The sequence below is a fragment of the Streptomyces mauvecolor genome, from assembly GCF_039532965.1.
In the GTDB taxonomy this organism is placed as follows: domain Bacteria; phylum Actinomycetota; class Actinomycetes; order Streptomycetales; family Streptomycetaceae; genus Streptomyces; species Streptomyces violascens.
The window spans coordinates 215,392-227,943 of sequence record NZ_BAAASQ010000016.1; the positions used below are offsets into that span (position 1 = coordinate 215,392).

At 71.0% G+C, this 12,552-nt stretch carries 11 protein-coding genes; 7 read left to right on the plus strand and 4 right to left on the minus strand.

The window, feature by feature from the left end:
• The first annotated feature begins 44 nt into the window (after positions 1-44).
• The 5 genes from acs (at position 45) to ABD346_RS22280 (ending at position 5,453) form a co-directional block, all read left to right on the plus strand.
• Complete coding sequence (gene acs / locus ABD346_RS22260; protein WP_344377058.1) at positions 45-2,000, plus strand: acetate--CoA ligase; 1,956 nt, start codon at positions 45-47, stop codon at positions 1,998-2,000.
• A gap of 239 nt (positions 2,001-2,239) precedes the next feature.
• Positions 2,240-3,634, plus strand: a complete 1,395-nt coding sequence (gene nhaA / locus ABD346_RS22265) for a Na+/H+ antiporter NhaA (RefSeq protein ID WP_344377059.1) — start codon at positions 2,240-2,242, stop codon at positions 3,632-3,634.
• Positions 3,635-3,718: 84 nt separating this feature from the next.
• Positions 3,719-4,195: a phage holin family protein gene (locus tag ABD346_RS22270; RefSeq protein ID WP_344377060.1), complete on the plus strand. Its 477-nt coding sequence runs from the start codon at positions 3,719-3,721 to the stop codon at positions 4,193-4,195.
• A complete protein-coding gene (locus tag ABD346_RS22275) occupies positions 4,192-5,139 on the plus strand; it encodes an alpha/beta fold hydrolase (protein WP_344377061.1) in 948 nt (315 codons plus the stop codon). Before ABD346_RS22270 ends, ABD346_RS22275 begins: the two co-directional genes overlap by 4 nt.
• 116 nt (positions 5,140-5,255) lie before the next feature.
• Positions 5,256-5,453 carry a hypothetical protein gene (locus tag ABD346_RS22280; protein ID WP_344377062.1) on the plus strand — a complete coding sequence of 66 codons (198 nt, stop codon included), beginning with the start codon at positions 5,256-5,258 and terminating at the stop codon, positions 5,451-5,453.
• On the opposite strand, the gene ABD346_RS22285 is transcribed toward ABD346_RS22280, so the two are convergent.
• The 4 genes from ABD346_RS22285 to nth form a co-directional block, all read right to left on the minus strand.
• A complete protein-coding gene (locus tag ABD346_RS22285) occupies positions 5,450-6,802 on the minus strand; it encodes a 6-phospho-beta-glucosidase (protein WP_344377063.1) in 1,353 nt (450 codons plus the stop codon). The genes ABD346_RS22280 and ABD346_RS22285 overlap by 4 nt on opposite strands.
• Positions 6,803-6,857: 55 nt before the next feature.
• Entirely contained in the window at positions 6,858-8,057 is a 1,200-nt protein-coding gene (locus ABD346_RS22290) for a MarP family serine protease (protein WP_344377064.1), read from the minus strand.
• Positions 8,058-8,070: 13 nt separating this feature from the next.
• Positions 8,071-8,727: an NUDIX hydrolase gene (locus ABD346_RS22295; RefSeq protein ID WP_344377177.1), complete on the minus strand. Its 657-nt coding sequence runs from the start codon at positions 8,725-8,727 to the stop codon at positions 8,071-8,073.
• Between the two features lie 457 nt (positions 8,728-9,184).
• On the minus strand, positions 9,185-10,156 hold the full coding sequence (gene nth / locus ABD346_RS22300) for an endonuclease III (RefSeq protein WP_381228120.1): 972 nt from the start codon (positions 10,154-10,156) through the stop codon (positions 9,185-9,187).
• Between the two features lie 461 nt (positions 10,157-10,617).
• Here nth and ABD346_RS22305 point away from each other — a divergent pair, with 461 nt between their 5' ends.
• Both ABD346_RS22305 and ABD346_RS22310 read left to right on the plus strand, forming a co-directional pair.
• Positions 10,618-11,292 carry a Crp/Fnr family transcriptional regulator gene (locus ABD346_RS22305; RefSeq protein WP_017947815.1) on the plus strand — a complete coding sequence of 225 codons (675 nt, stop codon included), beginning with the start codon at positions 10,618-10,620 and terminating at the stop codon, positions 11,290-11,292.
• A gap of 402 nt (positions 11,293-11,694) precedes the next feature.
• The gene (locus ABD346_RS22310; RefSeq protein ID WP_344377065.1) at positions 11,695-12,522 is read left to right on the plus strand and encodes a nucleotidyltransferase domain-containing protein; all 828 of its coding nucleotides are present in this window, start codon (positions 11,695-11,697) and stop codon (positions 12,520-12,522) included.
• Positions 12,523-12,552 lie beyond the last annotated feature (30 nt).

Consider the following 12,552-nt stretch of genomic DNA (forward strand, 5'->3'; position numbering starts at 1 on the left):
CGGGACACATAGGCACATAGGACGCCCTGGGAAAGGGAGATGTCGTGAGCAACGAAAGCCTGGCCAACCTGCTCAAGGAGGAGCGGCGGTTCGCGCCGCCCTCCGAGCTGGCCGCGAACGCCAACGTGACGGCGGAGGCGTACGAGTGGGCCGAGGCGGACAGGCTGGGCTTCTGGGCCGAGCAGGCCCGGCGCCTGACCTGGGCCACCGAGCCGACCGAGACCCTCGACTGGTCGAACCCGCCGTTCGCGAAGTGGTTCGCCGACGGCAAGCTGAACGTCGCGTACAACTGCGTCGACCGCCATGTCGAGGCCGGGCACGGCGACCGGGTCGCCATCCACTTCGAGGGCGAGCCCGGCGACAGCCGCTCCCTCACCTATGCCGAGCTCAAGGACGAGGTGTCAAGGGCCGCCAACGCCCTTACGGAGTTGGGTGTTCAGGCCGGCGACCGGGTCGCGGTGTATCTGCCGATGATCCCCGAGGCCGCCGTCGCGATGCTCGCCTGCGCCCGGGTCGGCGCCGCGCACTCCGTGGTCTTCGGCGGCTTCTCGGCCGACGCCGTCGCCTCCCGCATCCAGGACGCCGACGCCAAGCTCGTCATCACCGCCGACGGCGGCTACCGGCGCGGCAAGCCGTCCGCCCTCAAGCCCGCCATCGACGAGGCCGTCGCCAAGTGCCCGCAGGTCGAGCATGTGCTGGTGGTACGCCGCACGGGCCAGGACACCGCGTTCACCGAGGGCCGCGATGTGTGGTGGGACGACATTGTCGCCCGCCAGTCCGTGGAGCACACGCCCACCGCCTTCGACGCCGAACACCCGCTGTTCATCCTGTACACCTCGGGTACGACGGGTAAGCCCAAGGGCATCCTGCACACCTCCGGCGGCTACCTCACCCAGGCCGCGTACACCCACCACGCGGTCTTCGACCTGAAGCCGGAGACCGACGTCTACTGGTGCACCGCCGACATCGGCTGGGTCACCGGGCACTCGTACATCGTCTACGGGCCGCTGGCCAACGGCGCCACCCAGGTCATGTACGAGGGCACCCCGGACACCCCGCACCAGGGGCGGTTCTGGGAGATCGTGCAGAAGTACGGCGTGACCATCCTCTACACCGCGCCGACCGCGATCCGTACGTTCATGAAGTGGGGAGACGACATCCCCGCCAAGTTCGACCTGAGCAGTCTGCGGGTCCTGGGTTCGGTCGGTGAGCCGATCAACCCCGAGGCGTGGATGTGGTACCGCAAGCACATCGGCGCCGACAAGTGCCCGATCGTGGACACCTGGTGGCAGACCGAGACCGGCGCGATGATGATCTCGCCGCTGCCCGGCGTCACCGCGACCAAGCCGGGTTCGGCCCAACGCGCCCTGCCCGGCATCGCCGCGACCGTGGTCGACGACGAGGCCCACGAGGTTCCGAACGGCGGGGGCGGCTACCTCGTCCTGACCGAGCCGTGGCCCTCCATGCTGCGCACCATCTGGGGCGACGACCAGCGCTTCATCGACACGTACTGGTCGCGCTTCGAGGGCAAGTACTTCGCGGGCGACGGCGCCAAGAAGGACGACGACGGCGACATCTGGCTGCTCGGCCGCGTCGACGACGTCATGCTCGTCTCCGGCCACAACATCTCGACGACCGAGGTCGAGTCGGCCCTCGTCTCGCACCCCTCGGTCGCCGAGGCCGCCGTGGTCGGCGCCGCCGACGAGACGACCGGGCAGGCCATCGTGGCCTTCGTGATCCTGCGGGGCACCGCCGCCGAGACGGACGGCCTGGTCGAGGAGCTGCGGGCGCACGTCGGCTCGGCGCTCGGCCCGATCGCCAAGCCCAAGCGCGTCCTGCCGGTCGCCGAGCTGCCCAAGACCCGCTCGGGCAAGATCATGCGTCGGCTGCTCCGCGACGTCGCCGAGAACCGCGAGCTGGGCGATGTCACCACGCTGACCGACTCCTCGGTCATGTCACTGATCCAGAACAAGCTGCCGAGCGCGGCCAGCGAGGACTAGGCAGCAGATCAGCGCCGAAGGGCCCGGCCGGGGAGGCGGCCGGGCCCTTTTCGCGCGCCTTGCGGACGGTATGCCCCTAAAGTGATGATCACCGGATTCACCCCGCCGCGCACACCAGTCCACAAAGTTAGGTAAAGTAAGGAAAGCGTCAATGACGCGACAAGAAGGTCAGGTGCGCCGGGAAGTCTGGTCGGCAACGTGCTCAGTCATGCCCGCCGAACCGACCGGAGGTCGCCCTCGTGGCCATACCCACCCCCAGCAAGCGCAAGTTCCTCGGCCGCCTCTCGCTGCCCGAGCGCAACTTCGTCGCGGAGGCGCTGCGCGCCGAGACCGTCGGCGGCGTCCTGCTGCTCGTGGCCGCGATCGCCGCGCTGATCTGGGCGAACACGCTGGGTTCGAGTTACGAGTCGGTCCGGGGTTTCCATCTGGGAATCGGCGCCCTGGGGCTCGATCTCTCCATCCAGCACTGGGCGGCCGACGGGCTGCTCGCCATCTTCTTCTTCGTCGCCGGTATCGAGCTCAAACGTGAACTGGTCGCCGGAGAACTGCGCGACCCCAAGGCCGCCGCGCTGCCCGTGATCGCGGCCGTCTGCGGCATGGCGGTCCCCGCGCTCGTCTACGCACTGGTCAACCTGTCCGGCAACGGATCCCTTGACGGCTGGGCCGTACCGACCGCTACGGACATCGCGTTCGCCCTGGCCGTACTCGCGGTCATCGGCACCTCGTTGCCTTCCGCGCTCCGCGCCTTCCTGCTCACGCTCGCCGTCGTCGACGACCTCTTCGCGATCCTGATCATCGCGGTCTTCTTCACCAACAGCATCAACTTCGCGGCCCTGGGCGGCGCCGTGGTCGGGCTCGCCGTCTTCTGGCTGCTGCTCAGGAAGGGCGTGCGGGGCTGGTACGTCTACATCCCGCTCGCGCTCGTCATCTGGGGGCTGATGTACAACAGCGGCGTCCACGCCACCATCGCCGGCGTCGCGATGGGCCTGATGCTCCGCTGCCACCGCACCGAGGGCGAGGAGCACTCGCCCGGCGAGCACATCGAGCACCTGATGCGGCCGGTTTCGGCCGGGCTCGCGGTGCCGCTCTTCGCGCTGTTCTCGGCCGGTGTGGGCATCAGCGGCGGCACCCTGGCCGACGTCTTCACCCGGCCCGAGACGCTCGGCGTCGTGCTCGGCCTGGTCGTCGGCAAGGCCGTCGGCATCTTCGGCGGCACCTGGCTGGCCGCCCGGTTCACCAAGGCCGAGCTCAACGACGACCTGGCCTGGGCCGACGTCTTCGCCGTCGCCTCGCTCGCCGGCATCGGGTTCACCGTCTCGCTGCTCATCGGCGAACTCGCCTTCGCCGGCCAGGTCCAGTTGACCGACGAGGTCAAGGCGGCCGTGCTCGTGGGCTCGCTGACAGCCGCGGTCCTCGCCTCCGTCCTGCTCAAGATGCGGGTACGCAAGTACAAGGCGCTCGTCGAGGACGAGGAGCGGGACGACGACCAGGACGGCATCCCCGACATGTACGAACTGGACAAGCCGGAGTACCACCTGCGGATGGCCACGATCTACGAGAACAAGGCGGCCGAGCACCGCAGGCTGGCGCAACTGGCGGGGGCGGGGCGCGACGACGGCGACAGTCCGGCATGATCTGACAACGGGCCTGTTGGACCTGTTAGACCTGTTGGACAAGTACGACCCGTCGGTATCCGAGAAGAGATGAGGGAGTCAGCGATGAGCGACCCCAGCCACAACGCCGGCAGCGCCGAGCGCAGCCTCGGCCAGCTGGTCGCCTCCGCGACCGCCGAGATGTCCGCGCTGGTGCACGACGAGATCGCACTGGCCAAGGCCGAGCTGCGCCAGGACGTCAAGCGCGGAGCGATCGGCGGCATCGCCATCAGCACGGCCGGTGTGCTCGCGCTGTTCTCGCTGCCGGTGCTGAGCTTCGCGGCGGCGTACGGCATCCACAACCTGGGGCTGGGTCTGGCCTGGTCGTTCCTCATCGTCGGCGGCGCGTTCCTGGTGCTCGCGGCGCTGCTCGGGGTGCTCGCCATCGCCAAGTTCAAGAAGGTCAAGCCGCCGGAGAAGTCCATCGCCTCGGCCAAGCAGACGGCCGCGACGCTGCAGGGCGTGAAGCCGCACCCGCGCCCTGCGCCCGTCCAGGACGCGGTCACCGAGAGCCCCGCCTCTGTGGCACGCTCGTCTGCATGACCGCACCCGATCCCGGTACCGGAAGCCCTGGCGGCACCGGCAGCCCCGTCCGTATCGATGGTCCCTGGACCCATAGGGACGTGGCGGCCAATGGCGCCCGCTTCCACATCGCCGAACTCGGCGACGGGCCACTGGTGTTGCTGCTCCACGGCTTTCCGCAGTTCTGGTGGACCTGGCGCCATCAGCTGACCGCGCTGGCCGACGCCGGTTTCCGCGCGGTCGCCATGGACCTGCGCGGGGTCGGCGGCAGCGACCGCACCCCGCGCGGTTACGACCCGGCCAACCTCGCCCTTGACATCACCGGCGTCGTACGGTCTCTGGGCGAGCCGGACGCGGCTCTGGTCGGCCACGACCTGGGCGGCTATCTGGCGTGGACGGCGGCCGTGATGCGTCCCAAGCTGGTGCGCCGGCTCGCGGTGTCGTCGATGCCGCATCCGCGCCGCTGGCGCTCGGCGATGCTCGCCGACCTCAAGCAGACCTCGGCCGGGTCCTACGTCTGGGGATTCCAGCGCCCCTGGCTGCCGGAGCGTCAACTGGTCGCGGACGACGCCGCCTTGGTCGGCCGCCTCGTACGGGACTGGTCGGGCCCGCGTCAGCCGGAGGACGAGGCCGTGGAGACCTACCGGCGTGCCATGTGCATCCCGTCCACGGCGCACTGCTCCATCGAGCCGTACCGCTGGATGGTGCGCTCGATGGCGCGGCCCGACGGCATCCAGTTCAACCGGAGGATGAAGCGGCCCGTCCGCGTCCCCACGCTCCACCTGCACGGATCGCTCGACCCGGTGATGCGGACCCGCAGTGCGGCCGGCTCGGGCGAGTACGTCGAAGCGCCCTACCGCTGGCGGCTGTTCGACGGTCTTGGCCACTTCCCGCACGAGGAGGACCCGGTCGCGTTCTCGACCGAACTGGTCAACTGGCTGAGGGATCCGGAACCGGATCGCTGAGTTCCGATGGCCGCAGGGGAACTGCTGTCCGACGAACGGCCAAATGCCCGGCGCATAGGCCAATTGGCCCCCTCCAGCGCGGTTACCGACCATGGGCCCCGGGCACACGTCGGGGTATGGGCTGGACGCACGACTACGGTGACGCAGCACGCAACCGCCGAACGGCCGCAGGGCCGGTCTCGTACGAGAGGGGCGGCCCGCAGGGGCCGGGGCTGGAACACCCCTCCTCCGATTCCCGGGAGGTGGGCATTCCGCGCATCCTGCGCCGCCGGGCCCGCTGGGTCTCGGCCCGGCTGCGGCATACGCGGACCTAGTCGGCCCTGAGGTAGCCGAGCCCCGGGTGGGCGCTCCGGTAGCCGTCCAGGAGCCTTCGGGCGACCTGGACGGAGTCGACCAGCGGGTGCAGGGCGAAGGCCTTCACCGCCGCCCGCACCGACCCGCTCGCGGCCGCCTCCAGGACACACCGCTCGACCGCCTTCACCGCGCCGACCAGGCCCGCCTCATGGCCCGTCAGCTGCGTCACGGGCAGCGGGCGGGGTCCTGCCGCGTCGATGCGGCAGGGGATCTCGATGACGGCCCGCTCGTCGAGCGCGCGCAGGGACGTTCCGTTGCGCACGTTCAGGATGAGCGTCGCCGCCTCGTCCCTCGCGATGGCCCGCATCAGGGCGAGCGCCACGTTCTCGTACCCGCCGGACTCCAGGTCGTCGGCCACGCGCTCGCCGGCTCCCGACACGTCCCGGTTCTCGGACATGTACGTGGCCTCGCGCTCGGCCCGGGTGCGGTCCCAGGCCGCCCACACCGACGCGTCGGGCACGGTCTCCGCCGTGGCGTAGAAACGTGCCTGCTGGTCCTTGAGGAAGGCGCCGCGGGTCTGCTCGGCCTGCTGGTAGGCGGTCACCGCCTCGCGGTTGAAGTAGTAGTAGTGCAGGTACTCGTTCGGCACGGAGCCCAGCGAGCGCAGCCAGTCGGCGCCGAACAGCTTGCCCTCCTCGAAGGAGGTGAGCAGTTCGTCGCCCTGCTCGAAAAGGCGCGGCAGGACGTTCTTGTCGCCCTCGTACAGGCCGTGCAGCCAGCCCAGGTGGTTGAGGCCCGCGTAGTCCAGACGCACCGCGTCCGGGTCGGCGCCGATCGTGCGGGCGACCCGGCGGGCCAGGCCGACCGGCGAGTCGCAGATGCCGATGACGCGCTCGCCGAGGTGCTCGGCCATCGCCTCGGTGACCAGGCCCGCCGGATTGGTGAAGTTGATGACCCAGGCGTCGGGGGCGACCGCCCTGACCCGGCGGGCGATCTCGACGGCGACCGGCACGGTGCGCAGCCCGTAGGCGATGCCGCCCGCGCCGACCGTCTCCTGCCCGAGGACACCCTCGGCGAGCGCGATCCGCTCGTCGGCGGCCCGGCCCTCCAGACCGCCGACCCGGATCGCCGAGAACACGAAGTCCGCGCCGCGCAGCGCCTCGTCGAGGTCGGTGGTGGTGCGCACCCGGGGTGCGTCCTCGATCCCGTACGCCCGGTCGGCGAGGACCCGGCCGATGGCGTGCAGCCGGGCCGCGTCCAGGTCGTACAGGACCACCTCGGTGACGCGCCCGGGCGCGTGGTCGCGCAGGAGGGCGCCGTACACGAGGGGGACGCGGAAGCCGCCGCCGCCGAGGATCGTCAGTCGCATCGGAGCCTTCTCGTCAGGGGGTCATAGGGCTCGGGCGTTCATAGTGCTCGGGGGGTCATAGGGCGCACTGCTGGCTGTCGACCTGCTGACTGGCCGTGCGGCCCTGCTGGATGTCGGCCTGGATCTCGTCGGCGGTCAGCGCGTATCCGGTGTCCGGGTCGTCTAGGGACTTCGCGAAGACCACCCCGTACACCTTGCCCTCGGGGGTCAGGAGCGGGCCGCCGGAGTTGCCGGGGCGGACCGTGGTGAACAGCGAGTAGACATCGCGGCGGACCGTGCCGCGGTGGTAGATGTCCGGCCCGTTCGCGCTGATCCGGCCGCGGATGCGGGCGGAGCGGACGTCGTAGGGATGGTCCTCGGGGAAGCCCGCGACGATCGCGCTGTTGCCGCTGCGGGCGTCGGTGGAGGTGAACTGGAGCGCGGGCGCCTTCAGGTCCGGCACGTCCAGGACCGCGATGTCGCGGCGCCAGTCGTAGAGCACGACCTTCGCGTCGTACGTACGCCCCTTACCGCCTATCTGGATGGTCGGCTCGTCCACGCCGCCCACCACGTGCGCGTTGGTCATGACGCGCCGGTCGGCGAACACGAAGCCGGTGCCTTCGAGGCGCTTTCCACAGCTCGGGGCCATGCCGACGACCTTGACGATGGACTTCTGGGCCGCGGCCGCGACCGGGCTGCCCGCCAGCTTCGGGTCGGGCGCCTGGACCTCGGTGATCGACTCGTTCGAGAACGGCGTGAAGACCTGCGGGAAGCCGTTCTGCGCGAGGACCGAGGAAAAGTCACTGAACCACGTCGACGCCTGTGGGGGCATCACATTGGAGACCCCGAGCAGGATCTTGGAGTTGCGGACCTCCTTGCCCAGCGTCGGCAGGGCCGTCCCCGCCAGCGCGGAGCCGATCAGCCACGCGACGAGCAGCATCGCCACGACGTTGACCAGGGCGCCACCCGTGGCGTCCAGGGCTCTGGCGGGCGACCAGGTGATGTACCGGCGCAGCTTGTTGCCGAGGTGGGTGGTGAAGGCCTGGCCCACCGAGGCGCAGACGATCACGATGACGACCGCGACGACGGCCGCTGTCGTCGAGACCTGGGACTCGTTGGTCAGCTGGTCCCAGATGACCGGGAGCAGGTACACGGCGATGAGGCCACCGCCGAGGAACCCGATCACCGACAGGATGCCGACGACGAAGCCCTGGCGGTAGCCGACGATCGCGAACCACACGGCGGCGACCAGCAACAGGATGTCCAGCACGTTCACGGGCCCCAGCCTGTCACGCGTGCCAGTCGAGCGGCACCCGCTTGGCTCGGTCCCACGGGCGCTCCCAGCCCGCGTAGTGCACGATCCGGTCGATCACCCCGGCCGTGAAGCCCCACACCAGCGCCGATTCGACCAGGAATGCCGGGCCTGCGTGTCCACGTGGGTGGACGGCGGTCGCGCGGTTGGCCGGGTCCGTGAGATCCGCCACGGGCACGGTGAAGACACGGGCCGTCTCGCCGCTGTCGACGGCCCGCACGGGCGTCGGCTCGCGCCACCAGCCGAGCACGGGCGTCACGACGAAGCCGCTGACCGGGATGTAGAGCCGCGGCAGCACGCCGAAGATCTGGACGCCGGCCGGGTCGAGCCCGGTCTCCTCCTCGGCCTCGCGCAGCGCGGCCCTCAGCGGGCCCGTGGTGGCCGGGTCGCCGTCCTCCGGGTCGAGGGCGCCGCCCGGGAAGGAGGGCTGGCCACCGTGCGAACGCAGCTGGCTCGCCCGCTCCATGAGGAGCAGCTCGGGACCGCGCGGGCCCTCGCCGAAGAGGACGAGCACGGCGGACTGCCGCCCGTCGCCGCTCTCCGGCGGCAGGAACCGGCTCATCTGCTCGGGCTCGACGGCCTCGGCCGCCCGCACGACCGGCCCCAGCCAGTCGGGCAGGCCCTCGCTGGTCACGGCGAGGCCGTCCGCACGGGGGCGGGCGTGCGGCTCGGCGCCTCCCCGGCCGGGTCCAGGGTGGCCGACGGCGGCGCGGCCGGCGGTGGCGCGCCCCGTGCCCGTGTGGCCGACGGCTCGGGCCCTGGCGGTGTCCTTGGCGGGGTCCGCCGTGGGGCCTCCCACGGGGTCGCCCGTCCCGCGCGGGGTGCCGGGCCCGGCCGGGTCGTCCGCGCCGTTCGCGGCATGGGCGTGGCCGGGCCCGCCGATACGGCCGCTCAGGCCGCTGCTGCGGCCGCGCTCGGCGTCCACGCGGCCGGCCGGGCCGCCGGCGCGGCCCAGACCGCCGGTCGCGCTCAGATCACCGTCGTACGTCTCGCTCGTGTGCGTCATCTGCACCCCCGTCATTCATCGTCCACAACGCCTGTGACGGTCGCTTTCGTTCCGGCCGGCCCCAGCGTCCGTCTTCCGGGTGACGTCAGCCGGCTCCCAACGGCGGCGCGGGCTGCCCCGGATAGTCCGGCGGCGGGCTCAGCCGCTGGCCCGGCAGGCCGCCCTTCTCGTACTTGAGGAGCTTCCGCGCCTTCTCGGGGTCGGTCTCGCCCTCGCCGTACGACGGGCAGAGCGGGGCGATCGGGCAGGCGCCGCAGGCGGGCTTGCGGGCGTGGCAGATGCGGCGGCCGTGGAAGACGACCCGGTGCGAGAGCATCGTCCACTCGCTCTTGGGGAAGATCGCGCAGATCTCCGCCTCGACCTTCTCCGGGTCGTCCTGCTCGGTCCATTTGAACCGGCGCGCCAGCCTGCCGAAGTGGGTGTCGACGGTGATCCCTGGTACTCCAAATACGTTGCCAAGCACAACATTTGCGGTCTTTCGCCCCACGCCGGGCAGCTTGACCAGATCCTCCAGACGGCCCGGCACCTCGCCACCGAACTCGTCCCTGAGGGCTACGGCGATCCCCATGATCGACCTGGTCTTGGCCCGGAAGAACCCGGTGGGCCGGATGATCTCCTCGACCTCCTCGGGGTTCGCCGCCGCGAGGTCCTCCGGGGTCGGGTACGCGGCGAACAGGCCCGGGGTCGTCTGGTTGACCCGGAGGTCGGTGGTCTGCGCGGACAGGACGGTCGCGAGGAGCAGCTCGAACGGGTTGCGGAAGTCCAGTTCGGGATGCGCGTACGGATAGACCTCGGCGAGCTCGCGATTGATCCGGCGGGCGCGGCGGACCATGGCGAGATGCGACTCCGGCTTCCCTCCGACGGGCCGGCCGTCGGCGTTGCCCGTGCCGGTGGCCTCGGGCGCGCTCTTGGCGGTGCTCTTGGCAGTGCTCTTGGCAGTGCTCTTGGCAGCGGCCGCGCGCTTGGCCCTCGGCGCGGCTTTCGCCTGGCGGCCGCCCGGGGAGGCCGCCTCCTTAGGACGCGTCGCGTCGGCGGACGTGCCCTTGGCAGCCGTCACCTTGGAGGCCGCCTTCTTGGCAGCGGTCTTCTTGACGACGGGCTTGACCATGGCGGGCTCCTCGGCTGCGGGCTTCACTCGGGCGGCTTTCCCGGCCGGTTCGACCGCGCTTTCGACCTGCTCGCCGGCGCGGGCCGACGAGGCGGCTCCGGTGGCCCTCGCGGCCCTCTTCGCGGGGTCTTTCGCCTTGGACGCGGGCTGTTCGCCCACAGCGGAATCGTTCTCTGCGGACACTCTTCCAGCCCCCCTGGCCTGCGCTCTCACCGGCGAATTGGACACCCGGCCAGCCTAAAGCCCGGTACCGACATCCGCCCCGGCCACCGCGAATCACGGCCCCAATCGGCCCCCTGACTCACGGTCCGGCACTCCAGTACGTCATCCTTGTGATTGATCGCACTGTTTAGACCGTCCGGCAAAATGGGGAGCAGGCTCCCCTGATACCGGTCGACAAGGAGAGATTCGTGGACGACGTTCTGCGGCGCGCCCCGCTCTTCGCGGCGCTCGATGACGAGCAGGCCGCGGAGCTCCGCGCCTCGATGAGTGAGGTGACGCTCGCCCGCGGCGACGCCCTCTTCCACGAGGGCGACCCCGGCGACCGCCTGTACGTGGTCACCGAGGGCAAGGTGAAGCTGCACCGCACCTCACCCGACGGCCGGGAGAACATGCTGGCGGTCCTCGGCCCCGGCGAGCTCATCGGCGAGCTGTCCCTCTTCGACCCGGGCCCGCGCACCGCCACCGCCACCGCGCTGACCGAGGTCAAGCTGCTGGGCCTGGGCCACGGCGACCTTCAGCCCTGGCTGAACGCCCGCCCCGAGGTGGCCACCGCCCTGCTCCGCGCCGTCGCCCGCCGACTGCGCAAGACCAACGACCAGATGTCCGACCTGGTCTTCTCCGACGTGCCGGGCCGTGTCGCCCGCGCACTCCTCGACCTGTCGCGCCGCTTCGGCGTGCAGTCCGAGGAGGGCATCCACGTCGTCCACGACCTCACTCAGGAAGAGCTGGCCCAGCTGGTCGGCGCCTCCCGCGAGACGGTCAACAAGGCGCTCGCCGACTTCGCCCAGCGCGGCTGGCTGCGCCTCGAGGCCCGCGCGGTCATCCTGCTGGACGTCGAGCGCCTGGCGAAGCGCTCGCGCTGAGCGCCGCCGTCCGCGGCCGCGTCCTTCGCGGCCGCGTCGGTTCGTACGCCTGAGGGGCCGGTCTCACCAGAGACCGGCCCCTTTCGCGTAGGCCTCGCGTGTTCCGACTTTCGCGTGGTCCGACTTTCGCGTGGCCACGCAGCGGGCCGGCGCGACCACGCCCGTGCGTACGTGCGGGCGGGACGGACGAGCAGCCCGGCTGTCAGTGGCCCGGTCTACTCTGCGCGTAACTGCTGTGCTCCGCGCGGACGATCGCGGCGCGCGGCGAGGCGCCAGGACACAAAGGCGCAGGGGCTCAGAGGCGCAACGGCTCAGGTGCTCATGGGCTCATGGGCTCAGAGGCGCAGGAACACAAGGTCACAGCAGCAAGGCCGGACAGACGGGTGCGACGGATTGGACAGCTTGCACGGATATATCGAGCGCGAGGGGTCGCTCGGCCTTGTGCAACCGGAGTTCCGGGCCGTCGTCGCCGCCCTGCGCGACCAGGTGGCGCAGCGGTTCGGCGGGCGGCTGCACAGCGCGTACCTGTACGGGTCCGTGCCGCGCGGCACGGCGCGGGTGGGCCGGTCCGACCTGGATGTGCTGCTCGCGCTGCACGACGACCCGACGGAGGCCGACCGGGCAGAGGCGCGGAACCTCGAGGCCGAGCTGGACGCCGGGTTCGAGGCGATCGACGGGGCCGGGATCCTGCTGTTCGGCCGGGACGTGCTGCTGAGCGAGCTCGAGCGGTACGACCTCGGCTGGTTCGTGGCCTGCCTGTGCACCCCGCTGCTCGGGGACGACCTCGCCGAACACCTGCCGCGTTACCGGCCCACCTCGCTGCTCGCCCGCGAGACCAACGGCGACCTCGGCGACGCCCTGCCCCGCTGGCGCCGGCAAGCGGCAGAAGCCACGAGCGCCGCAGAAGCCACAGGGGCCGCAGAAGCCACCGCGGCCACCACCGACGCGGCACTCCGGTCGCTGGTGCGCAGCGCCTCGCGCAAACTGGTGCGGACCGCGTTCACGCTGGTCATGCCACGGTACGGCGGCTGGACCAGCGATCTGGCGGAGCAGGCGGAGATCTTCGGGCGCTACTACCCGGAGCGCGCGGAGCAGTTGAGAAAAATTGCCGTGCTGGCCGGGAACCCCGTCGCGGACCGGAACGTTCTCGATATGTACACCGAAAATCTCGGACCGTGGCTCGCCGCCGAATACCTCACGGTCCATGGCGCCAAGACGCCGCGCCCGTAAGAGAGTTGGACATCCGCCTCACCCAACTCT

What these genes read in the sequence shown, in the direction of transcription:
- ABD346_RS22270 (WP_344377060.1), top strand. Translation starts at nt 3,719, where the DNA reads ATGAGCGACCCCAGCCACAACGCCGGCAGCGCCGAGCGCAGCCTCGGC.
- ABD346_RS22275 (WP_344377061.1), top strand. Translation starts at nt 4,192, where the DNA reads ATGACCGCACCCGATCCCGGTACCGGAAGCCCTGGCGGCACCGGCAGC.
- ABD346_RS22280 (WP_344377062.1), top strand. Translation starts at nt 5,256, where the DNA reads ATGGGCTGGACGCACGACTACGGTGACGCAGCACGCAACCGCCGAACG.
- ABD346_RS22285 (WP_344377063.1), bottom strand. Translation starts at nt 6,802, where the DNA reads ATGCGACTGACGATCCTCGGCGGCGGCGGCTTCCGCGTCCCCCTCGTG.